Genomic DNA, 23816 nt, shown 5'->3' with positions numbered 1-23816 from the left:
CTGGAGCTCGGTAATCGGGTGAACTTTTAATGCGTGGGGTAACTAGTGCAGGTGCTCGTCAACAAGCCCGGCGACGATGCCATCCAACAGATCCTTTTCGCTGATGACGATGCTGCTGAGGCCTGCCTCTGCCGACATGGTGTCCAGGATTGCTTCGACGACTAATGCCCCACCACCGATGACGTCGGCGCGGCCAGGGTGAATCACTGGGTCGGCGGCGCGTCGGCCTTTCGGGGTGGCCAACAACGTGCCACACAACGACCGCAAGGCCTCGAAGCGCAACCGCGACATATGGATTGCTTGCGGGTCGTAGGTCTCCAAGCCCTGCGCTACTGCCGACAAGGTTGTGAAGGTCCCAGCGCAGCCCACCAGAGTGTGGGTTTTCGCCAGCGGAACGGCCGCCCGCACATCCGCCATCTGCTCGGCAATGAATTCACGTGCCGCGGCAATTTCTTCCTCGGTCGGCGGGTCGGACAGCAGCAGCCGTTCGGTAATGCGCACGCAACCCATATTCGCCGAGTATGCCCCGGCAATGTCGCCGTGGTAGTCGCCGACAATGACTTCAGTCGAGCCGCCGCCTAGGTCTACGACGCAGAACGGGCCGTCTTCGGGGCTGAGGTCTTCGACAGCGCCGCGGAAGGACAGGGCAGCTTCTTCCGCACCGGAGATCACTTCGGCTTTGACTCCCGGCCAGTGCTCGCCGAGCATGTCAGCCGTGAGGTTGAAGAAATCGTCCCGGTTTTCCGCATCCCGGCTGGCAGAGGTCGCAACCATGCGCACCGCCTGCACATTTTCCTGGAGCATCAGGTCAATGTAGCGGGCCAGTGTCAGTTTCACTCGGCGCAGCGCTTCATCAGAAATCCGGCCGGTGGCGTCAACACCTTGGCCGAGGCGCACAATCTCATTCAGCCGGGCCAGCTCGGTGCCTTCCAGCACATCACCGTCGAGGTGAAAATCAGAAATCAGCAGGCGCAGCGAGTTCGTTCCACAATCTAGCGCGGCGAACCTAGGCATCAGCATCCTCGTGGAAGCTCACCGATGCGGTCTCCAAGTCGATGCCCAAATCAGCGGCGGTTGGCCAGTCTTCCGGGATTGCGGTGCCACGCAGCTTCGGCGAGTTCTCGCACGCCAGCGCCACCGACTCCGTCCCCAAACGGAAATGCTCTGGCCCTTCCGACAAAGCGTAGGCAATCAGCACGTGCAGGCACTTGACGCGCTCAGGCATGCCGCCACCGGAAAAGTCGGTGCCCAAGTCTTCGATGGCATTGCGCTTAGCCAAGAAGAACTCGTGGGCCTTCTGGTAGTCAGCGGCCAGCGCCTCGTCTTCCTTCAGCCGGTCGGTCATCCACTTCATCACACCGGCGACCTCAAGGCGAGACGCTTCCGCGGTCAGCCGCGGGTCAGTCAGGTAGTACAGCGTCGGAAATGGGGTGCCATCTGGCAGCTTCGGAGCGGTCAATACGACGCCCGGCTGGCCGTCTGGGCAGCGGTAACTAATGTCCAGCACACCACGCGGTTCGCGTTTGAGCTGGGTTTCAACTGCCTTCAGGTCAGCTTCGGATACGCCCATGGGCTCGCTCCTTTTGCGGTTTGGCTTACAGTTTGCCCTCATAGATTACTTATTGACGACAGGGTTAGCCGAATTCAGGCCTACCCTCTAGCCCACTGCTGGTGGCTGATCCCCTGGTGCAGCCGGCTGGTCCTCCGGCTCCTGCTTACCTGGGTCACCAGAACCTGGCACATAAGGCAGGCTATCTTCCGGCGGTGCTTCTGGCTCCCCATCCGGGTTATCCACGGTGACATCTGGCGCTACCGACAGCGCTTCCCAGAGCACTTCGTACCAGGCTTGTTCTGCTTCAGGTGCGGCTTCCGGCTCTGCATTATTTGCTTGGCCTTCCATCCGCGGATCCAAAATGCGGAACGGCGTTTCGCCTGGTTCGGTCAGCCCTAGGCGGATGCGGGCTTGCTCTTTGATGTAGGCCTCGTCGGTATATTTTTCCAGTTCCCCACGGAGCTGGTCCCGTTGAATTTCCAGGCGCGCGTTTTCCGCTTCGACGGTGGCGGCTTCCGACTTTTGCTGCATATAGCTGCGCAGTGGCATCGCCAGCACAGCAAGCAAAAACACCATCAGCAGCAGCAACGTCACGATGCGCACCGGGGTGAGGGTGTTCTGCATCGTGGCCTGCTTACGGCCGATGGTGTTTTTAGTGCCAGTGGAGGAAGTCATTGTTCCTCCATACTAGCGGCAAAACGTTATTTACTTGTTGAAGCGTGGGAACGCGGAGCGGCCAGCGTAAACGCCTGCCTCGCCTAGTTCAGCTTCAATGCGCAGCAGCTGGTTGTACTTTGCGACGCGCTCGGAGCGAGCTGGTGCACCGGTCTTAATCTGACCGCAGTTCAGCGCCACTGCCAGGTCGGCGATGGTGGTGTCTTCGGTTTCACCGGAGCGGTGGGACATCATGGTGCGGTAGCCGTTGCGGTGCGCCAAGTCGACAGCGTCGAAGGTTTCGGTCAGGGTACCGATCTGGTTGACCTTCACCAGCAGTGCGTTGGCAGCCTTGCGGTCAATACCTTCCTGTAGACGCTTCGGGTTGGTGACGAAGAAGTCGTCGCCAACAATCTGGACCTTGTCGCCCAGAGCTGCGGTCATTGCGGTGTAGCCATCCCAGTCGTCTTCCTGCAGTGGGTCTTCGATGGAAACGATTGGGTATTCCTCAACCAGTTCCTTGTAGACCTCAACCATCTCGTCAGCGGTGTGTTCGCCGCCTTCGAAGTGGTACTTGCCATCCTTGAAGAACTCGGAAGACGCAACGTCCAGAGCCAGAGCAACATCGTCGCCAGCCTTGTAGCCAGCCTTCTCAATTGCTTCCAGAATCAGGTCCAGCGCAGCCTTGGTGGATTCAACGGAAGGAGCAAAGCCACCTTCATCGCCCAGGCCAGTGGACAGGCCCTTTTCCTTAATGACGGACTTCAGGTTGTGGTAAACCTCAGCACCAACGCGCAGTGCTTCGGAGAAGGTTTCCGCACCGATTGGGGCAATCATGAATTCCTGAACGTCAACACCGGAGTCAGCGTGTGCGCCACCGTTGAGGATGTTCATCATTGGCACTGGCAGGACGTGTGCGTTCGGGCCGCCGATGTAGCGGAACAGTGGCAGGTTTGCGGAGTCCGCTGCCGCGCGGGCAACCGCCATGGACACACCGAGCATGGCGTTCGCGCCGAGGCGTTCCTTGTTTGGGGTGCCGTCCAGCTCAATCATGGTCTGGTCAATTTCACGCTGGTCATCAGCTTCAAAACCGATGAGGGCGTCAGCGATTTCTTCATCGACGCCTTCCACGGCCTTCAGCACGCCCTTGCCCTGGTAACGGTCGCCACCGTCGCGCAGTTCGTGTGCTTCATGGACACCGGTCGATGCGCCAGATGGAACGCCGGCAACGCCGCTTGCACCGTCGTCCAGCAGCACAGCTGCTTCAACGGTTGGGTTACCACGGGAATCCATGATTTCACGAGCGAAAACGAGCTTGATTGCTGCCATGTTAGGAGCCTCCTCGGCATAGAAGTAACGTCGGAAATAACGTCGTGTCAGTTCGCAAAATCCATTATGCCACCGGATTGCTCAGCTGGCAGCGGCCTTGGTGCACCCACCACCACACCCGCCAACAAACCTGCGGACCCTACGTTCGCTACGCCGGCTGATTCAGCGCGTAGTTCGCTGCGGCGTCTCGCACGTCGCGGACATACTGATTTGACTGGTTATATGCCTTAACTGCGCTGGTCCAGCCTTCTGGGTCTGACAAATCGCGGTCGTTATCGCACAGCAGTTTTGCTGACGACGCGGCAGCGTCATCAATGGAGTTGGGGTTGGCAATACCGTCACCGTCCGCATCCACCCCGAATTGTTTCCAACTCGATGGAATGAACTGCATCGGTCCCACTGCGCGGTCCCATTTCGGGTCGCCATCTAGTTCGCCACCGTCAGTGTCGGGAATCTCTGCGAACCCAGGCGACCCGTCCAGTGGCACACCGATAATGGTGGGCCGGACAATCCCGTCTTTGTCGATCCGCGATGGACTGAGCCGGTTGCCGTTGTAGGTCCCGTGCCGGGTTTCCACATGTCCGATGCCCGCCAAGGTGTTCCATGCCAAATGGCACTGCGGCCAAGAGTCTTTAGCAATCAATTCCGCGTTGCCATACGCTGCGACGGCTGCTTCCGACATGCCAGTCGCCGCTGAGATGCCCCGCGCCCATTCAGCAAGCTTCTTCGAAGTCCGCCCCTCGGTGTGCACGTTAATTGCCGGCGGCGACGCAGCTGCAGCTGGCGGCACATTTTCTGGGATAGGCTCGCGTGGCTGAAAACTGCGCACGTCGGTGAACATTGCGGTGACCACGCCAACCATAAGGATGACCAGCACAACAGCTACGGCTGCGCCGACGCAGCCGAGGACCCCTGGTCCGCGGCGGTTGGAACTTGAATCGGATGATCGCACGGAAAAGTATCCTAGCTTGTTTCTGAATTCGACTGCCGAGCCGCTGCACGCACCACTGCCCGCACCTCCGCAGCCTTCCCAGCGGCCCACAGTCGTTCCTGTTCTGCGACCGGAACGACGCATTCCTCCTCGTCAAAGAGGTACGGCGCCCGCGATGCCATCTTGTCCACAAAAGCCTGCGCTACTGCCTCAAAATCAAAAGCTCCACGCTCCGCGGCAATTTGCGCATGAAACAGCACCTGCAGCAGCACATCTGACAGTTCTTTACGCAGATGTTCCTCCGAAGCAGCATCTCCAGCGGTCCACTGCGCTACCGCCTCCGCGAACTCTGCCGACTCCTCCGCCAAATACGGCAACAGCGTCTCATGTGTCATCCGGGCTTCCCATTCCCCGCGCCGCCGCGCCCGCCGCATCAGTTCCACAGCAACGGTCACCGCGTCCGTCCCCGCTGCCAGTGGTTGCGCTTTTATGGGCTTAATGACGTTATGACCCGCCGCAATCAGCGCCGCTGGCAACGGCAACCGACCATCGGTAGTCAGCACGACACTGGTTTGATCCAAAGCGTCGGCTGATGGAGCAGGCAGGGCGCCACCACCTAGCTCAGTCACCGCAGCTTGAGTGGCCGCTGGCACTTCGGGGGTGAAGTAAACGTCACCAAGCAAAAAGCGGAAGGCTGGAGCAGGCAGGGAGTCCGGCCGGGTCGGATCGATGACAATGACGGTCATGGCAATTCACCGCCGCCTAGTCGCGGCGCCGACGAGCCCGGCGCGCCCGTGCCCGCGCTGACGCAGCCGACGTGGCAGATGACTTTGCCTTGGCGGCCGGTTTCGGATCTGGGGTCGGCTCCGGTAGCGGCTGTCCTGTCACGCTCATCCGCGGAATACCGGCCAGCGCAGTCAGCACATCCGCACACCACTGCACCAGCTCAATGTCGCGCAGCGGTTGCGCGCGCAGCCCCTGCCCCACCTTCGGCACATGCACATTGACCACCTTCGTGGTCGGACGATACGTCGACTGCGGGTACAGACGCTTGAGCCGCAGCTGCTTCGAATCAGCCAAATCCAACGGCTTGAAAGACACATGCGCACCGGAAGCCGACACGTCGCTCACGCCAAAAGTGCGGCACAGCAAGCGAAGTCGGGCGACCGCCACCAAACGTTCCACTTCCTTCGGCCAGGCACCATACCGGTCCTTCAGCTCCGCAAGCACCTGGTCAATATCATCTGGAGTGCGCGCCTCCGCCAACTTGCGGTACGCCTCCAGACGCAGCCGCTCAGCGTTGATGTACTCCGCCGGAATGTTGGCATCGACCGGCAAATCGATGTGAACCTCCGTGGACTCCGCCTCCGAACCGTTGACCGGCTGGCCATCCGCAGCATTCTTCAGCGCACCAACCGCTTCACCAACTAGGCGAACATACAGGTCAAAGCCAACACCGGCGATATGACCGGACTGCTCCGCGCCCAGCACGTTACCGGCGCCGCGCATCTCCAGGTCCTTCATCGCCACCGCCATACCGGCACCAAGGTCGTTATTCGCTGCGATCGTGGCCAAGCGGTCATAGGAGGTTTCCGTGAGAGTGCCGTCGGCTGGGTAAAGGAAGTAGGCATAGCCGCGTTCACGGGAGCGGCCCACGCGGCCACGCAGCTGGTGCAGCTGCGACAAGCCCATATGGTGCGCATTCTCCACGATGAGGGTGTTCGCATTGGAAATATCCAGGCCGGTTTCCACAATCGTGGTGCACACTAACACGTCGAAATCGCGGTTCCAGAACCCTTGGACAGTTTGCTCCAGCTGTTCTTCACTCATCTGCCCGTGGGCAATCACCACGCGTGCTTCCGGCACCAGCTCGCGGATCTTTGCGGCGGCGCGGTCAATGGTTCGGACCTTGTTGTGAATGTAGAACACCTGACCGTCGCGGAGCAGCTCACGACGAATCGCCGCCGAAATTTGCTTCTCGTCATACGCGCCGACATAAGTCAGCACTGGGTGGCGGTCCTGCGGCGGGGTCAGAATCTGCGACAGCTCACGAATCCCGGCCATCGACATCTCCAAGGTTCGCGGAATCGGGGTGGCGGACATGGTCAGCACATCCACGTGGGTGCGCAGCGACTTAATGTGTTCCTTGTGCTCCACACCAAAGCGCTGCTCCTCGTCGACAATGACAAGCCCCAGGTTTTGCCACTGCACCCCGGTTTGCAGCAGGCGGTGAGTACCAATGACAATGTCGACTTTGCCTTCGGACAGGCCTTTGAGGATCTCCTTGGCTTCCTTCGTGGAGGTGAAGCGGGACAGGCCGCGAATGGTGACCGGGAAACCTGCCATGCGTTCCGTGAAAGTCGCCAGGTGCTGCTGTGCCAGCAATGTCGTTGGCACCAGCACCGCCACCTGTTTGCCGTCCTGCACTGCCTTGAAGGCTGCGCGGACTGCGACCTCAGTTTTGCCGTAACCGACATCGCCAATCAGGATGCGGTCCATCGGTGAAGACTTCTCCATGTCAGCCTTGATTTCTTCAATGGCTTGCATCTGGTCTTCAGTTTCGGTGAACGGGAAGTTATCCTCCATCTCCCGCTGCCATGGCGAATCCGGCGCAAACGCATGGCCTTCGGCGGACTGCCGCTCGGCATACAGTTTGACTAGCTCATCAGCGATCTCGCGGACCGCAGACCGCGCCTTACGCTTGGTGTTTCGCCAATCCGCGCCGCCCATCCGCGACAAGGCTGGAGCTTCGCCGCCGACATAACGCGACAGCAAATCGAGCGACTCCATTGGGACGAATAGTTTGTCCCCTGGGCCACCGCGAGTCGACGCCGCATACTCCAACACCACGTACTCGCGGCGGGAAGTATCCGAGCCGGTGCCAACCGTGCGCTCGGTGAGCTCGAGGAACTTGCCGATGCCGTGGGAATCATGCACCACCAAGTCGCCTGGCTGCAGCGCCAGTGGGTCCACACGGTTACGGCGTTTTGCTGGACGACGTTTACCGGAGCCGATATTCGCAACCCGGTTACCGGTGACATCGGTATCGGCAACCAATGTCACATGCGTATCGCCCGCTTTTGGCACCTCCAAGCCACCGTGCAGTACTGCTTGGTACACCGTGACTTGGCCTCGTGCTGGTTCTTCGGCTGGTTTGGCCGCGCGAGCTTTAATCCCAGCTTCATGGAAGCGCTCCAGCATCCGTTTGCCGGCAGCTGGGGTCGCGGCCACATATGCAGCGCGACCATCGGCAATCGTCAATGTGCGTAGCGCACTCATCATCTTGCCGATTTCGGACAGGTCACCACGTGGGGCGGGGCCATGCTCATAGTCCAGCGGCAGTAAATCACCTTCAGAAACACCTGGCGGTACCAGCCCCGGAGGCGAAAGCCGCCACCATGGCATTCCAGCGTCGCGGGTCTGTTCCTCGATATCCGGGAAGTAGCGGAACTCGGAGGCCGACAAATCCAAATTCTGGGCCTCCACCGGTGCGGATGCCCCCATTGCGGCGGCCTCCCAGCCCGCTTTCCGGAATTCTTCACCGGCGGCCAGCAAATCGATGGCGCGCGAGCGAATACGTTCTGGCCCACACAGCAACACATGGGCGCCCTCTGGCATGAGCTCCGGCAACGTCACCAATGGTCCGGTGTGCAGCACCGGGATGAGCGCTTCCATGCCTTCGACTGGGGTGCCTTGGGAGATCTTGTCCAGCATCTCTGCAAGCTGGGCATTGCCAGCATGTTCAAGCGCAAGTTCAGCTGCTCGGGAGGTCACTTCGTCATCAAGCAACAATTCGCGGCACGGGTAAACGTCAACCGCACTGATTTCTGCCTCCGGCATGGTGCGCTGGTCCCCCACCGAAAACGGGCGCATCTCGGAGATTTCATCGCCCCAAAAATCCAGGCGTACTGGGTCATCGGCAGTGGATGGGAACACGTCAACTAGCCCACCGCGGACCGCGAATTGTCCACGCTTACCGACCATGTCGGCGTGTCGGTACCCGAACTCCACAAGTTTGCGGATGAGCTCTTCCTGCTCAATTTCGACGCCTTCCGCTAGGTGCAGCGGAGCGATATCCGACAGCCGCGCCATCACCGGCTGCACCAACGAGCGGGCAGTACCGACGACCACGCGGATCCGGCCACCGTGTTCTGGGTGCGCCAGGCGGTGCAGAATCTGCACACGCTTACCCACGGTTTCCACACCCGGCGACAAGCGTTCATGCGGCAGGGTTTCCCAGGACGGGAACTGGACCACGGCATCGCCCAGAATGCCTGTGAGTTCCGCAGTGAGCTCTTCGGCGTCCCGGCTCGTGGCCGTGACCACCAGCATTGGGGCTTTCCGGGCAATCGCAGCAATCAGCCACGGCCGAACGGCATCTTCACCGGACATGTCCAGCAGCGGTGCCCCCAGGTGGGTCAGCACCCCGGAAATCTTCGGATCGGTGGCGATGAGCTGCGCTAACCCGGATAGGGCGGGCGCGGCACTGACAGCTGACATATCTTGAGGATCCGGCATGGGTGTACATTGTAGGCTGTGTCCGCAACCTGCGGTTATTAGGTTTCCGGGTTCTCTTGCTAGAGTGCTAGAAGCAATCCCTCATGGTGTAATGGCAACACTCTGGTTTTTGGTACCAGCATTCTAGGTTCGAGTCCTGGTGAGGGAGCTTTTTATGTCTGACGCCAGTGGGCGTTCCTTAAGCCGGGACGAGCGTAGTAGCGCCCGGAAGCTAGTTGCTGCCAATGGGCTGCAAGCAACCGGCGACCAAATCCTCGGTTCAAAAACCGTCCTGCCGTGGCTGTTCGTCTCCTTGGGTGTGCCCACATTTTTCCTCGCGCTGCTCACCCCAATCCGGGAATCCGGCTCGATGCTCCCGCAGGCTGCGCTAACTCCGTGGCTGACTGCCCGCGCCAAACGAGTCCCGGTGTGGGTGTGGGGCTCACATATTCAAGGCGCGATGGTCGTGGTCATGGCGGTGGCGGCGCTGACGTTAACCGGTGCTGCGGCCGGTGTCGTCATCCTGCTGGCGCTGGCAGTGTTCTCCCTCGGCCGGGCGCTGTGTTCCCTGTCAGGCAAAGATGTGCAAGGCCGAGTGATTGCGAAAGGTCACCGCGGTCGAATCACCGGCCGGGCGACCGTCATTTCCGGTTGGGTTGCCATTGCGGTCGGCGCGCTCCTGGCGATAATTAGCGATATCACTACCCCGGTTGTGGTGGCGCTGCTCGGTGTTGCCGCAGTGATGTGGTTCCTAGCCGGCACCGTTTTCGGAACCATTAAAGACAATGTGCCTGATGATTTTGAGCCGGTTGGTCAGTCGAAATGGCTCTCCGGCACGTGGCACCTATTCCGGGACAACACGACTTTCCGCAACTTTGTTGTGGTGCGGTCGTTGCTGTTGGTGTCCGCGTTGGCGCCGCCGTTTGTGGTTGCGCTTGCCACCGAGCGTGCTGACGGAGTCCTATCCGGACTGGGCTTATTCTTGGTCGCCTCGGGGCTAGCGTCGGTCGTTGGCGGGTTTACCTCTGGTAAGGCCTCCGACCGGTCATCCCGCAAAACGATGATGCGCGGCGCACTAAGTGCTTCCATCGTGATCATTGTGCTGATCGCAAGCTCTTGGTGGTTGCCGACCAGTGTGAATATCTGGCTGCTGCCAATTGCGTTCTTCCTGCTGAATGTGTCACACGCCGAAGTTCGGGTGGCGCGAAAGACTTACATTATCGACATGGCAGAGGGTGACGAACGCACCCTTTTTGTCGCTTCCGCAAACACTGCAATGGGCATTGTTCTGCTGATTGCTGGCGCCCTTTCTGGTGTGCTGGCGAGCTTCGGCACCATGTGGGCGCTGGCATTTTTAGCGGCGATGGGTTTTGTGGGGGTAGCGATGTCCGCTCGGCTGCCGGAGGTCAGCGCACCGCAGGACTCCTAGGCCTGCCCCGCAGCGTCGCAGCCACATGTCGCAATCGCCGACTATGCTTAACTCACCGTAAGTAGCAGAGCAGAACGCCAATATGGAAAGGCCACAAACGTTGACCTCAAGCAACCCTTGTGCAGTTGTCATTCTCGCTGCAGGCGCTGGCACTCGCATGAAGTCGAAGAAGCAGAAGACGCTGCATGAACTGTGTGGCCGCAGCATGCTGTCGCACAGCATCCACGCTGCTGCAGGTCTGCGCCCAGAGAAGGTACTCACCGTCGTTGGCCACCAGCGCGACCAGGTCACCCCTGAGGTGCATGCTGTCGGCGAAACCCTGGACTGTCATGTCGATACAGCAGTGCAGGAAGAACAAAACGGCACCGGCCACGCGGTACAGTGCGCGATGCCTGCATTAGAGGGTTTCGATGGCACTGTTATCGTCACCAACGCTGATGTTCCACTGCTGACTTCCACTACCCTGGCTGCCCTGTTGGACACCCACGTCGCTGAATCCGCTGCAGTTACTGTGCTGTCGGTCGAGTTGGAGGATCCGACTGGCTATGGCCGGATTATCCGCACTAATGCCGGTGAAGTCACCGAAATTGTGGAAGAGAAAGACGCCAATGACGCGCAGCGCAAAGTCCGCGAGGTCAACTCCGGTGTGTTTGCGTTTAGCACCGACATTCTGCGCAGTGCACTGGGCCAGCTGACCACGGACAATGCTCAAGGGGAGCTGTACCTGACTGATGTGCTGGCTATTGCCCGTGACAACGGCCAATCTGTCCGCGCGCACATTGCAGCTGATGCTGGTGAGCTCGCCGGCGTCAACGACCGCGTCCAACTCGCTGCCGCAGCCAAGGAAATGAACCGCCGAATCGTCAATAAGGCAATGCGCGGCGGCGCAACCGTCATTGATCCTGCAACCACGTGGATTGATGCCACGGTCACTGTCGGACAAGACGTCACCATCCTGCCAGGTACCCAACTGCTGGGCACCACGGAGATTGCTGACGATGTGACCGTCGGCCCCGATTCCACCCTGCAGAACGTCACTGTTGGTGCTGGCGCTTCGGTGATCCGCACGCACGCGATTGACTCAGAAATTGGTGCAGACGCTGAAGTTGGCCCGTACACCTACATTCGCCCTGGCGTGCAGTTGGGCGAACGCGGCAAACTCGGTGGTTTCGTCGAGGCCAAGAAGTCCGTCATTGGTGCCGGCTCGAAGGTGCCGCACTTGACCTACGTTGGCGATGCCATCATCGGTGAAGAATCCAACATTGGGGCGTCGTCGGTGTTCGTGAACTACGACGGCGTCACCAAGCATCAAACGGTGGTTGGCAGCCATGTCCGCACCGGATCGGACACCATGTTTATTGCCCCGGTGACCGTAGGCGATGGTGCGTATTCAGGTGCCGGCACGGTTATCAAAGATGATGTTCCACCTGGAGCGCTTGTGGTTAGCGGCGGCCGCCAGCGTAATATCGAAGGTTGGGTCCAGCGGAAGCGGCCAGGGACACCTGCTGCCGACGCTGCAAACCGTGCACTGGCGGACCAAGAAAAAGCCGCTGAGCAGTAATTGAGCAACCACGAAAGCGAGTAGAGCTTTGAGCTCCAACTGGATTGACAACCAGAAGAACCTGATGCTGTTCTCCGGGCGTGCGCACCCGGAACTCGGCGAAGCTGTTGCCCGGGAGTTGGGTGTCGAACTGACCCCAATGTCTGCCCGTGACTTCGCAAACGGCGAAATTTTCGTCCGCTTCGAAGAGTCCGTCCGTGGTTCCGACGCCTTCGTCATTCAGGGCCACCCACAGCCGCTGAACAAGTGGCTGATGGAACAGCTGATCATGATTGACGCCCTGAAGCGTGGCTCCGCTAAGCGCATCACCGCTGTGCTGCCGTTCTACCCATACGCACGCCAGGACAAGAAGCACCTCGGCCGCGAACCAATCTCCGCTCGCCTGGTCTCGGACCTGCTGGCTACCGCTGGTGCTGACCGCATCATCTCGGTCGACCTGCACACCGACCAGATCCAGGGTTTCTTCGACGGCCCAGTCGACCACATGCATGCCATGACGATCCTGTCGAACTACGTGTTGGATAAGTACGGCGACCAGGAACTGATGGTCGTGTCCCCGGATGCCGGCCGCGTGAAGTCCGCAGAAAAGTGGGCCAACGCTCTGGGTGGCACCCCAATGGCCTTCGTGCACAAGACCCGTGACCCGAACGTGGCTAATGAAGTCACCTCCAACCGCGTTGTTGGTGAAGTTACTGGCCGCACCTGTGTGCTTATTGACGACATGATTGACACCGGCGGCACCATTGCTGGCGCAGTTCGGGTGCTCAAGGAAGCTGGCGCTGGCGATGTGATTATTGCCTGCACCCACGGTGTGTTCTCTGACCCAGCTCGGGAGCGCTTGAACGCCTGCGGTGCCTGCGAAGTCATCACCACCGATACCCTGCCGCAGACCCACGAAGGTTGGGACAACCTGACCGTGCTGTCGATTGCACCGCTGCTGGCGAAGACCATTCACGAAGTCTTCGAAAATGGTTCGGTGACCTCCTTGTTTGAAGGTTCTGCTTAAGCTCGAAGACGTGGGTATTGCCCACATTTTCATTCGGCCGCCTAGCCGTGGTAACGTTTCATCCGTTATCTCGGCGAGGGCGGCCGTTTTGCTTGGCCCCGTTATCGACGCGATGTTTCCCGTGCAGTTGTGCCCCACCTTGTGGTGAGCACCGCCGCGCTGTGATGCTCCGCGTGCCATCGCCGTAGAAGCCACAGACACTTTCACCGCTTTTGCACGAGGAGAACCCCCATGGCAAAGACCGAGATTATTTCTCTGGACGCCGCTGCCCGCACCGAGTTCGGCAAGGGTGCCGCTCGCCGTACCCGCCGCGCCGGCAACATCCCAGCTGTTATCTACGGCCCAGGCTTCGAGCCAGTACACGTTTCCGTGGAAAACATTGCTTTCACCAAGGTTGTCCGTAACCACGGCATCAACGCCGTCCTGGACCTGGACATCGAGGGTGAAAAGGAACTGGTCATGATCAAGTCGGTCTACCAGAACCCACTGACCCTGGAAATCGACCACGCTGACCTGCTGAAGATTAAGCGCGGCGAAAAGGTTGAGGTTGAGATTCCAGTGGTGACCGCTGGCGAACCTGCACCAAACACCATGATGCACGTCGAAACCGAAACCCTGCGTATTCTCTCCGACGTGCTGTCGATTCCAGAAGAGATCGTTGTCGACGTCACCGACAAGGCTGTTGGCGACCAGGTCCTGGCTTCCGACATGCCACTGCCAGAAGGCGCCGAACTGATCGACGACCCAGAACTGCTGATCGTGAACTTCATGGTTCCTGAGGTTGCTGACCTTGGCGAAACCGACGAGGAAGAGGGCGAAGAGGGCGCAGCAGAAGCAGCACCAGCTGCTGAAGCCGGCGAAGAGTAAACCACTCTCCCCTTCCACGTGAAACTCAGACACCAGAGCTGGTTCCGGACAATTGTTGTCCGACCACCTGGGGTCTTTTCGTCGAAAAGCACAAACTCTGGCACCATGTATGGGTGACTAATTCTGCTACCTCCGCTACTTCCCTGCCTGCTGACGGACCTGTGCTGATTGTCGGGCTGGGTAACCCTGGCCCGAAATACGCGGCGACGCGGCACAATATTGGTCAGATGGTTGTCGACGAGCTGGCTGACCGCACCCTGCCAATGCCGTCGACGTTTTCGGCGCATAAGCGGTCAAACACCGAGATCGTGCAGACCAAGATGGCTGGTCGCACCGTGATTTTGGCGAAAACCCGCAGCTATATGAATGTCTCCGGAACCCCGGTGGCGTCGCTGGCGAAGTTCTTCAAGGTCCAGCCAGGCAATGTGATTATGGTGCACGACGAGTTGGATGTGGACTTTGGGAAAGTGCGCGTCAAGCTTGGCGGTGGCGAAGGTGGCCACAATGGGCTGCGGTCAACGTCGCAGTCGCTGGGGACGAAGGACTACCTGCGAGTGCGGGTGGGTATTGGTCGTCCGCCGGGGCGGATGGACGTCGCAGATTATGTGTTGCGGCCGTTCAGTTCAGTGGAGGCCAAGGAGGTTCCGTTCCTGATTTCCGACGCCGCAGACGCTGCGGAACTGCTGGTAAACCAAGGTTTGGCGGCAGCGCAGAATATCGTGCACGCAAAATAGTAGACATGCCACCTACCCGACCGATGTGGCATAGTTCTGCACATGCCACTTATTGAGGCCACCAACCTCCGCAAAGTTTATAAATCATCTGCCGGGCCGGTCGTGGCCCTCGACGACCTCAACCTGACTGTCGAAGAAGGCACCGTCCGCGGCATCCTCGGCCCCAATGGTGCGGGCAAAACTACCACCGTCAAAGTCCTCACCACCCTGCTGCAACCAGATGCTGGCGCCGCCACCATCGACGGTATTGATGTGTTGCGCGAACCCGATGCTGTGCGTCGGATTATCGGGGCTTCCGGCCAGTACGCTGCGTTAGATGAAAAGCTCACTGCCCGGGAGAACTTGGAACTGTTCGGTCGGCTCTATCACTTGGGCCGGGCCACTGCGCGGGAACGTGCCGCGGAGCTGCTGGAAGCTTTCGACCTGACGGAAGCTGCTGACCGGCCACTCAAGGGCTATTCGGGTGGCATGCGCCGCCGCATTGACCTAGCCGGCTCCATCATTATCGAACCGCGGGTGCTTTTCCTCGATGAACCCACCACTGGCCTGGACCCGCAGAGTCGCCTTGGCCTGTGGGACATTATCCGCAACCGCGTCGCTCAGGGCACCACGGTGCTGCTGACCACGCAGTACTTAGAGGAAGCGGACCAGCTCGCCGATGACATTTCAGTAATCGACCATGGCAAAGTCATTGCGGAAGGCACCGCCGATGAACTGAAAGCTGCCATCGGCCAGCCGCGTATCGAAATCATCCCCGCCGACCGCGGCCGCTTACCGGATGTCCAGCGCATCCTCAGCCAATGCTGCGACGGTGAAATTCAGGTCGAAGGTGGCACTGCTGTCGGCGCGGTCAGCAATGCTACGACGGCGCTGCAGGAAGCGTTGCGGTTGTTCGAGGCCGAGGGCATTGAGCTTTTTGACGCCGGTCTGCGCCGCCCGACCCTTGACGATGTCTTCCTCCAACTGACGGGACGCACCAATGAGCAAGCTTGATCTGAAACCACGTGCCGCACGACCAGTAGCTGATTGGTTCAGTGACGTCGGAGCGATTATCACCCGTAACCTCCAGGGCATGCGCCAAACCCCCGATGTGTTGATTTGGGCGATGGCGCAGCCGATCATGTTTGTGTTGCTGTTTAGCCAGGTCTATGGCGGCGCCATCAAGGTGCCGGGCATGGACTACACCGACTTTTTGATGGCCGGTATTTTTGCCCAAACCATGCTGTTTGGTTCGACTTTTTCTGGCATGTTCATGGCGCAGGACAAGAAGGAAGGGATTATTGACCGCTTCCGTACCTTGCCGATGCATGACTCGGCCATCTTGTTTGCCCGCACTATCTCCGACATGGTGCTCAATGCCATCACCATCACCGTCATGGTGCTGTGCGGCTTCGCCGTTGGTTGGCGTTTCCACGAAGGCATCGGCAGCTTCGTCGCGGGCATTGGACTATTGCTGCTCTTTGCCTGGGCGTTTTCTTGGGTGATGGTCTTCCTGGGCTTAATTGTGCGTTCCCCAGAGGCGCTCAATAGCGCGTCCTTTATGGTGCTCTTCCCACTGAGCTTCGTGTCCAACGCCTTCGTTCCGTCGGACACTTTGCCGACTGCTCTGCGTATTTTCGCGGAATGGAATCCGGTGTCTGCGCTGGTACAGGCGGCACGTGTGCTCTTTGGTAACACCGGCGGCACACCAGCACCTGACCTGTGGACCATGCAGCATCCAGTGCTGGCGGTGCTCATCGGTTGTGTGCTGGTAGCCGGGATTTTTATGCCGCTATCCGTGCTTCGCTTCAAGAGGAACTAACCAGCACAAGTCGGCCCCCTAATCGTCACAAAGCCCAAAAAAGCAGCACCCCACGAAGAGGTGCTGCTTTCAACTTTCGGCGGGGAACCCTACTGGGCCCATACCGAAACTACATTTCGTTCAGTTCCTTACGCAGCGGAAGAATCATTGGGCGAGCGCCCGCGATCTCCTCAACAATGCGGATGACCTGGTTCGAGTAACCGAACTCGTTGTCGTACCACACGTAAAGCACCAGGTGCTTGCCCTTGGCGATGGTTGCCAAGCCGTCGACAACACCAGCGTGGGTGGAGCCAACAAAGTCGGTGGACACAACCTCCGGCGAGTGGATGTAGTCAATCTGCTGACGCAGGTTCGACACCAAGGACACCTGACGCAGGTAGTCATTAACCTCGTCGCGCTCAACCTCGTTCTCGAGGGTCAGGTTCAGCACAGCCATGGACACGTCCGGGGTTGGCACGCGAATGGCGTTACCAGTCAGCTTGCCTTCGAACTCTGGCAGCGCCTTAGACACAGCCTTCGCAGCACCGGTTTCGGTGAGCACCATGTTCAAAGTGGCGGCGCGGCCACGGCGAGTGCCCTTGTGGAAGTTGTCAATCAGGTTCTGGTCGTTGGTGAAGGAGTGCACCGTTTCAACGTGGCCATGCTCCACGCCCCACTTGTCATTAACGACCTTCAACACTGGGGTGATGCCGTTAGTGGTGCAGGATGCAGCCGACAAGATGGTGTCGTCAGCGGTGATGTCCTTGTGGTTAATGCCGTAAACAATGTTCTTCAGGTCGCCCTTGCCCGGCGCGGTCAGCAGAACCTTTGCCACACCGTTGGCCTGCAGGTGCTGGGACAGACCGTCGCGGTCGCGCCACACACCGGTGTTGTCAACAACGATAGCGTTGTCGATGCCGTAGGAGGTGTAGTCAATCTCGGCTGGGTTGTTGGCGTAAATCATCTGGATTGGGGTGCCATTTGCCCAGATGATTTCCTTGTCGTGGTCAACGGTGATGGTGCCGTCGAATGGGCCGTGGACCGAGTCGCGGCGCAGCAGGGAGGCGCGCTTGTCAATGTCGATGTCGCCCTTCTTACGGACAACGATGGCGCGCAGACGTGGGCCGGAATTGTTCGATTCGCGAGCCAGCAGGATGCGGGCCAGCAGGCGGCCAATGCGGCCGAAGCCGTAGAGCACAACATCGGACTGTGGGCGCTTAGCGTCCGAGCCGATAACTGGTGAGAGTTCACGGTCAAGGAAAGCACGCAGGTCGCCGCCTTCTTCTTCGAACTGGGTGGCCAGCGCACCCAGGTCGATGGAAGCGGTGCCCAGGTCCATGGTGACCAGCTCTTCCAGGATTGGCAGGGTCTGGGTCAGTGGCAGTTCCTGGGAGGTGATGCGGCGGGCGTAACGGTGCGACTTGATGATGTCGGTTTCCGTTGGGTTCTTCAGCAGGCGGCCGAAGATGGAGGTGACGACATCGGAGTCGCGGCGCAGCTGTCCCAACAGTGGAATCATCTTCTGTGCCAGCGTGATGCGTTCGTTCCAGTCATTGGTGATGGTTGGCTCAGTCGCCGTCATGAATCCTCCACGGGGGTATTAATTAAGAAAATTCTGGGTTCTATCTAAATTAACCCACAGTGAAACAAAATGAGTCATAAGCCCCCGGTAGCGGGGGTTATGGTTCAGATTGGGATGGGGTCAAATCACCAACTAACCTGGTGTTCTATGACCACCCTTGCCGCAGAAGCTGACCGCCGCCGCACATTCGCCGTTATTGCCCACCCGGACGCTGGTAAATCCACGCTGACGGAAGCATTAGCGCTGCATGCGCACGTTATTTCAGAGGCAGGCGCGACCCACGGTAAGGCCGGCCGAAAGGCCACTGTCTCGGACTGGATGGAGATGGAAAAGGACCGCGGCATTTCGATTGCCTCCTCCGCGCTGCAGTTCGAATACGCCCCGGAAGGTCACGAGGGTGAGCCGTTCATGATTAACCTCGTGGACACCCCCGGCCACGCCGACTTCTCCGAGGACACCTACCGTGTGCTCACCGCAGTCGACGCGGCAGTGATGCTGGTGGACGCCGCCAAGGGCCTGGAACCGCAGACATTGAAGCTGTTCCGCGTCTGTAAGGCCCGCGGGTTGCCAATTGTTACGGTGATCAACAAGTGGGACCGCCCTGGGCGTTCGCCATTGGAGCTTGTTGACGAAATCGTCAACGAAATTGGGCTGCAGCCCACTCCCCTGTTCTGGCCGGTCGGTGATGCTGGTGATTTCCGCGGCTTGGCCCGACTAACCACCGAGGGCGAAGTGGCGGAGTACATTCACTTCACTCGTACCGCCGGTGGCGCCACCATTGCGCCGGAGGAGCACTACTCCCCAGATGAGGCGCTGGCAAAGGAAGAGGACGCATGGGAAACGGCCGCGGAAGAAGCTGAATTGCTGGCCATGGACGGCGCGGTCCACGACCAGGAGCTGTTCCTGTCCTGCACTACTTCCCCGATGATTTTCGCCTCTGCCATGCTGAACTTTGGTGTCCACCAGATTCTGGATACGCTCTGCGCACTCGCACCGTCGCCGAATGGCCGCGACTCCGACCCGAAGGTGCTCGCCGCTCAGTCCGGTTCCCAAGAAGCCATTGTCGAACGGCGCGACCCAACCGACGAGTTCTCCGGTGTCGTGTTTAAGGTGCAGGCCGGTATGGATAAAAACCACCGTGACACCTTGGCGTTTATGCGCATTGTGTCGGGTGAATTCGACCGCGGCATGCAAGTCAACCATGCGCAGTCTGGCCGCAGCTTTTCCACCAAGTACGCCCTGACCGTCTTCGGCCGCACCCGGTCAACGGTGGAGACTGCCTTCCCAGGTGACATTGTTGGTTTGGTCAACGCTGGCTCGTTGGCACCAGGCGATACGATTTACTCCGGCAAAAAGGTGCAGTTCAAGCCAATGCCACAGTTCGCGCCGGAGCATTTCCGCACGTTGCGCGCAAAATCGCTGGGCAAGTACAAGCAGTTCCGAAAGGCACTGGAGCAGCTTGATGCTGAGGGCGTGGTGCAGATTCTGAAGAATGATGCCCGCGGTGAAGCCAACCCAGTCATGGCGGCCGTTGGCCCGATGCAGTTCGAAGTGATGCAGGCCCGCATGGAAAACGAATTCAATGTGGAGACGGTCACCGAGTCGGTGCCATATTCGGTGGCCCGGCGTACCGATGCAGATACTGCCCCAGAGCTGGCAAAACAGCGCGGCGTGGAAATTTTCACCCGCACCGACGGCGAGCTAATTGCACTGTTTGGTGACAAGTGGCGCCTGCAGTTCATTGAGAAGGAACACCCAGAGTTCGTACTGGAAGCACTTGTGGCGGATTAGACCCAGTGAATTAGGCCGAATAGACGGCAAACCCGAAAACGTAAACGGCATTAGCCTGGGAGTGTGGATACCAAAGACACATTCCCAACGTTGCCCGCCGACGTCCGTCTCGTCGTCACCGACATGGACGGTTCGCTCCTTGACGAAAACCACCAGATCCCGGACGATTTTTGGCCGCTTCTGGACACCTTTTTGGCGCAGAATATTGCCTTCGCGCCGGCGTCTGGACGTCAATATGCCACCTTGGCGGACCAATTTGAAACCGTAGCGGACCGCATTGCGGTGATCGCTGAAAACGGCAGCGTGGTCGTGGATCATGGTGAGCTGGTCTCGGCTATCGCTATTGACGCTGGAGCTGTCACCGAGGTAATCCGCGCGGTGCGTGCCGCTGGCGACGATGGCCTCAACGTGGGTGTGGTGCTGTGCGGCCTGCGTACCGCCTATATCGAGCGCACCGATGAGCTGTTCAAAGAAGAAGCCACACGCTACTACCACGCCTTGGAAGAGGTCGATGACCTGCTGGATGTGGTGACGGGATCCGAGGACAAGTTCGTCAAAATTGCGATTTTCGACTTTGACGATGCCGAGAATTCAATCGCGCCGCGCCTGGCGAAATCCGCCAGCCAACTAAAGGTCGTGGTGTCGGGCGCGCACTGGGTTGACGTGATGGATCCGGCAGCCAACAAGGGCATTGCGCTGCGCAATCTGCAGGAGTCTTTGGGGGTGACACCAGCGCAGACAGTGGTGTTTGGCGACTACCTCAATGACTTGGAACTGTTCGAGTATTCCGAGTTGTCCTTTGCGATGGACAACGCACACCCATTGGTGAAAGAGCGCGCCCGTTTTTTGGCGCCAGCAAATTCGGAGCAAGGCGCGTTGCAGGTCTTGCGACGGCTAATTCCGGAATCGTCGTCGGAGTAAAACAACCCCAATTCAGACCGCTTGGTCTATTTTTACAGACCGCTTTGTCTATTAATTGCAGTTTGGCCTAAATTGCCACCCAGCAGATTTACACTTTTGGGCTGCAAAGCACTTGCTAGACTAAGCGGTCTACTGTTGCATGGTCTCCAACGTAATCACACGAACCAAGGAGCAACCATGAGCCAGATTCACGCCACTGTCGCGGGCGTCCCCCGCATTGGCCCGAACCGCGAACTGAAGAAAGCCCTCGAAAGCTACTGGAAGGAAAAGGCCACCGGCCGCGAGCTGTCCACCACCGCTCTGCGCCTGGTCAACGACTACTCCGACCAGCTTTCTGCCGCCGGCATCGACAGCGTGCCAACCCTCGGCCGCAGCTACTACGACGCCGTCCTAGACACCTCCGCACTATTCAACGTCCTGCCAGAGCGCGTCCAGAACATCGCAGACCATGCCAACGACGGCCTGCCCTGTTACATCGATCGTCTGTTTGCCACCGCCCGCGGCACCGCCGACATCCCAGCCTCCGCAATGACCAAGTGGTTCGACACCAACTACCACTACCTGGTGCCAGAGCTTAACCAGGACACCGACTTCCGCGTTGACGATGCCTCCCTGCTGTCCGACCTGCAGAGCCAGACCGTGCGCGGCGACAAAATCCGCCCAGTATTCGTCGGCCCACTGACCTACCTCGCATTGGCAAAGACCACCGACGGTTCCGATGCCCTGGAATTGTTGGAGAAGCTTTTCGACGCATACGGCCGCGTGCTGACGCACTTGGCCAAACTCGATATCGATTGGGTGCAGTTCGACGAGCCATACTTGGTCACCGACATTGCCGACAACGATAAAGACCGTGCCGAACTGCTGGCTCGCACCCGCGCTGGCTACCGCAAGCTGGTCAACACCTTGACCGCCGTCGGCGGCGAACAGCCAATCAAGCTGCTGCTCCAGACCTACTACGGCGACGGTGACACAGCCATTAACGCCCTGTCCGGAATCGGTATTTCCGCCTTCGGTGTCGACCTCGTCACTGGCCGTCAGGCAGAACTCGGTCAGCACCAGGATGCCGAACTGTTGCTTTCCTGGACTGGCGAAGAGCAGCTGCTCGCCGGTGTTGTCGACGGCCGCAATATTTGGCGCACTGACCTAGCGGCAGCCCTGGCAACCCTGCGTTCGCTCGCCCAGCGTGGCCCAGTTGGCGTATCCACCTCCTGCTCCCTGCTGCATGTGCCATACACCTTGGAAGGTGAAACCACCCTCGACGATGACCCAGAGCTGAAGTCCTGGTTGGCTTTTGGCTCCGAAAAGATTGCCGAGGTGGCGGTACTGTCCCGCCTGCTGCGCAACGAAGCAACTGAAGCAGACTACGCCGCATTCGAAGCAGCTGTGCAGGCTGTGACCTCCCGCCGGGAATCCCAGCGCACTCACAACAGCTTGGTGCGTGACCGGACCGCTGGCATCACCGATGCCGATCGCCGCCGCTCCCCATTTGCGCAGCGTGCCGCCGCACAGGCGGAGCACATCGAGCTGCCACCACTGCCAACCACCACCATTGGTTCTTTCCCACAGACCGACGAAATTCGCCGGGCTCGTGCCCAACACCGCGTAGGTGAACTGACCGAAGCACAGTACACCGAGGCGATGAAGAATGAAATCAAGCTGGTTGTGGAAAAGCAGGAAGAAATCGGCCTTGACGTCCTGGTCCATGGTGAACCAGAACGCAACGACATGGTCCAGTACTTCTCTGAACAGCTGGAAGGCTACCACTCCACCCAATACGGCTGGGTGCAGTCGTACGGCTCGCGCTGCGTGCGACCACCAATCCTGTACGGAGATGTTCACCGCCCACAGCCACTGACCACCGACTGGTTCGCCTACGCACAGTCCCTGACCAACAAGCCAGTCAAGGGCATGCTCACCGGTCCAGTCACTATGCTCGCTTGGGCATTCGTCCGTGACGACCAGCCACTGGGCACCACTGCCGACCAGGTAGCGCTGGCATTGCGCGATGAAATCGACGACTTGGTCGCCGCGGGCGCGCAGATCATCCAGGTCGACGAGCCAGCTATCCGCGAGCTGCTGCCACTGCAGAAGATTCAGCAGCCGGCCTACCTGGAGTGGGCCGTCGGGTCCTTCCGCCTGGCAACTTCCGGCGCGGCCGACGAGACTCAGGTGCACACCCACATGTGCTACTCCCAGTTCAATGAACTGATCGGTACCGTCAGCGAACTCGACGCCGACGTGACCTCCATCGAAGCTGCTCGAGCCGGCATGGGCGTGCTAGCCGCGCTGCGTGACCACGGCTTCGAACTCGGGGTGGGCCCGGGCGTCTGGGATATTCACTCGCCACGCATTCCGTCGCAAAGCGAAGTGGACGGCCTGGTGCAGTCCGCGCTGGATTCGGTACCACCAACCCAGCTGTGGCTGAACCCAGACTGTGGTCTGAAGACCCGTGGCTGGGTCGAGACCGAAGCATCGCTGAAGGTACTGGTGCAGGCAGCCCACACCGCCCGCGAAAAGGTAGCGGAAAACGCCGCCGCCCCAGCGCTGGTGCACTAATTAGCCAGATTCGCAGGTGTCCGTAGACTGGTGTTGTGGTTTTTGGATCAGATAACTCACGCCAGTCACGGATTTCCGCAGCGGAAACTCAAGCACGGATGATTTTGGAGTCCGTGCTCAGCCGCGAAGAAGCAGTACGAACCGGCACGGTCACCGACGACGTGGACCCGTGGACAATGCGTTTTATTGTCGACGACACCGTCAATACCGTGCCGATTTCCCATTGGCGCTCAGAATCTGCTCGAGCCCGTCAACTGCTGCGCCGCTGGACAATTCAATCGACGTACCGCGAACGTACTCGTGATGTAGAACGCCGCATCGATGCCATGCTGCTGCTGGCAGAATCCCTCGAAATGACTTGGGATGCGGCTGCGGAATCCTCGGAAGTGCTCGCTATTGAAGCCAACCGTGATGCCGACGCTTTTGAAAAGAAAAAGCAAGCTCTGGCTGAAGAACAAGCCAACGAGGCACTGCGCGAAGCCGCCAAACTGCAAAAGAAAATGCGGCGCCAGGACCAACTTGATGCAGCTAAACGCACTACCGGGGAAGTTGCCGATATCGCTCGACGTTTTACCAGCACCAAAGCAAAACAACTGTGGAAACGCATCGGTAAATAGATCGGT

19 protein-coding genes and 1 tRNA gene are annotated in these 23816 nt (G+C 59.4%); 12 read left to right on the top strand and 8 right to left on the bottom strand.

Annotation, left to right across the window (positions count from 1 at the left end; genetic code table 11):
* Positions 1 to 42 precede the first annotated feature (42 nt).
* From A3EC_RS0102195 to mfd, 7 genes are all read right to left on the bottom strand, one after another.
* Positions 43 to 1014, bottom strand: coding sequence for a Ppx/GppA phosphatase family protein (locus A3EC_RS0102195; protein ID WP_026162103.1), 972 nt, complete (start codon positions 1012 to 1014; stop codon positions 43 to 45).
* Complete coding sequence (locus A3EC_RS0102190; RefSeq protein WP_018023526.1) at positions 1007 to 1570, bottom strand: DUF501 domain-containing protein; 564 nt, start codon at positions 1568 to 1570, stop codon at positions 1007 to 1009. The genes A3EC_RS0102195 and A3EC_RS0102190 overlap by 8 nt, the downstream gene beginning before the upstream one ends.
* 87 nt (positions 1571 to 1657) lie before the next feature.
* Positions 1658 to 2227 (bottom strand): FtsB family cell division protein, encoded by a 570-nt coding sequence (locus A3EC_RS11100; protein ID WP_018023525.1) that lies wholly within the window; start codon positions 2225 to 2227, stop codon positions 1658 to 1660.
* A 30-nt stretch (positions 2228 to 2257) separates the two neighbouring features.
* Positions 2258 to 3535 carry a phosphopyruvate hydratase gene (gene eno / locus A3EC_RS0102180; RefSeq protein ID WP_018023524.1) on the bottom strand — a complete coding sequence of 426 codons (1278 nt, stop codon included), beginning with the start codon at positions 3533 to 3535 and terminating at the stop codon, positions 2258 to 2260.
* 148 nt (positions 3536 to 3683) lie between these two features.
* Positions 3684 to 4397, bottom strand: coding sequence for a lytic transglycosylase domain-containing protein (locus A3EC_RS0102175; protein WP_051061002.1), 714 nt, complete (start codon positions 4395 to 4397; stop codon positions 3684 to 3686).
* Between the two features lie 101 nt (positions 4398 to 4498).
* On the bottom strand, positions 4499 to 5212 hold the full coding sequence (locus A3EC_RS11095; protein ID WP_018023522.1) for a MazG nucleotide pyrophosphohydrolase domain-containing protein: 714 nt from the start codon (positions 5210 to 5212) through the stop codon (positions 4499 to 4501).
* A 16-nt stretch (positions 5213 to 5228) separates the two neighbouring features.
* Positions 5229 to 8984: a transcription-repair coupling factor gene (gene mfd / locus A3EC_RS11090; RefSeq protein WP_245532919.1), complete on the bottom strand. Its 3756-nt coding sequence runs from the start codon at positions 8982 to 8984 to the stop codon at positions 5229 to 5231.
* A gap of 77 nt (positions 8985 to 9061) precedes the next feature.
* Between mfd and A3EC_RS0102160 the strand changes: the two genes are divergently transcribed.
* From A3EC_RS0102160 to A3EC_RS0102125, 8 genes are all read left to right on the top strand, one after another.
* A tRNA-Gln gene (locus tag A3EC_RS0102160) sits at positions 9062 to 9132 on the top strand.
* Between the two features lie 6 nt (positions 9133 to 9138).
* The gene (locus A3EC_RS0102155; protein ID WP_018023520.1) at positions 9139 to 10392 is read left to right on the top strand and encodes an MFS transporter; all 1254 of its coding nucleotides are present in this window, start codon (positions 9139 to 9141) and stop codon (positions 10390 to 10392) included.
* A gap of 82 nt (positions 10393 to 10474) precedes the next feature.
* Complete coding sequence (glmU, locus tag A3EC_RS0102150; protein WP_051060969.1) at positions 10475 to 11953, top strand: bifunctional UDP-N-acetylglucosamine diphosphorylase/glucosamine-1-phosphate N-acetyltransferase GlmU; 1479 nt, start codon at positions 10475 to 10477, stop codon at positions 11951 to 11953.
* Positions 11954 to 11981: 28 nt separating this feature from the next.
* A complete protein-coding gene (locus tag A3EC_RS0102145) occupies positions 11982 to 12959 on the top strand; it encodes a ribose-phosphate diphosphokinase (RefSeq protein ID WP_018023518.1) in 978 nt (325 codons plus the stop codon).
* Between the two features lie 231 nt (positions 12960 to 13190).
* Positions 13191 to 13826, top strand: coding sequence for a 50S ribosomal protein L25/general stress protein Ctc (locus A3EC_RS0102140; protein WP_018023517.1), 636 nt, complete (start codon positions 13191 to 13193; stop codon positions 13824 to 13826).
* A gap of 113 nt (positions 13827 to 13939) precedes the next feature.
* Complete coding sequence (gene pth / locus A3EC_RS0102135; RefSeq protein ID WP_018023516.1) at positions 13940 to 14560, top strand: aminoacyl-tRNA hydrolase; 621 nt, start codon at positions 13940 to 13942, stop codon at positions 14558 to 14560.
* Positions 14561 to 14602: 42 nt separating this feature from the next.
* Positions 14603 to 15553 carry a daunorubicin resistance protein DrrA family ABC transporter ATP-binding protein gene (locus tag A3EC_RS0102130; protein WP_018023515.1) on the top strand — a complete coding sequence of 317 codons (951 nt, stop codon included), beginning with the start codon at positions 14603 to 14605 and terminating at the stop codon, positions 15551 to 15553.
* The gene (locus A3EC_RS0102125; protein ID WP_018023514.1) at positions 15540 to 16361 is read left to right on the top strand and encodes an ABC transporter permease; all 822 of its coding nucleotides are present in this window, start codon (positions 15540 to 15542) and stop codon (positions 16359 to 16361) included. The genes A3EC_RS0102130 and A3EC_RS0102125 overlap by 14 nt, the downstream gene beginning before the upstream one ends.
* Positions 16362 to 16470: 109 nt before the next feature.
* On the opposite strand, the gene A3EC_RS0102120 is transcribed toward A3EC_RS0102125, so the two are convergent.
* A complete protein-coding gene (locus A3EC_RS0102120) occupies positions 16471 to 17922 on the bottom strand; it encodes a glyceraldehyde-3-phosphate dehydrogenase (protein WP_018023513.1) in 1452 nt (483 codons plus the stop codon).
* A 147-nt stretch (positions 17923 to 18069) separates the two neighbouring features.
* On the opposite strand from A3EC_RS0102120, the gene A3EC_RS0102115 reads away from it, so the two are divergent.
* The 4 genes from A3EC_RS0102115 (at position 18070) to A3EC_RS11085 (ending at position 23810) form a co-directional block, all read left to right on the top strand.
* Entirely contained in the window at positions 18070 to 19713 is a 1644-nt protein-coding gene (locus A3EC_RS0102115; RefSeq protein ID WP_018023512.1) for a peptide chain release factor 3, read from the top strand.
* Between the two features lie 63 nt (positions 19714 to 19776).
* On the top strand, positions 19777 to 20634 hold the full coding sequence (locus A3EC_RS0102110) for a Cof-type HAD-IIB family hydrolase (protein ID WP_018023511.1): 858 nt from the start codon (positions 19777 to 19779) through the stop codon (positions 20632 to 20634).
* Between the two features lie 177 nt (positions 20635 to 20811).
* On the top strand, positions 20812 to 23193 hold the full coding sequence (gene metE / locus A3EC_RS0102105) for a 5-methyltetrahydropteroyltriglutamate--homocysteine S-methyltransferase (protein ID WP_018023510.1): 2382 nt from the start codon (positions 20812 to 20814) through the stop codon (positions 23191 to 23193).
* A gap of 35 nt (positions 23194 to 23228) precedes the next feature.
* A complete protein-coding gene (locus A3EC_RS11085; RefSeq protein ID WP_156812798.1) occupies positions 23229 to 23810 on the top strand; it encodes a hypothetical protein in 582 nt (193 codons plus the stop codon).
* Positions 23811 to 23816: the final 6 nt, after the last annotated feature.

Origin of the sequence: Corynebacterium ulceribovis DSM 45146 (assembly GCF_000372445.1) — a bacterium.
GTDB lineage: Bacteria > Actinomycetota > Actinomycetes > Mycobacteriales > Mycobacteriaceae > Corynebacterium > Corynebacterium ulceribovis.
This window is presented reverse-complemented; position numbering and strand designations above follow the sequence as displayed.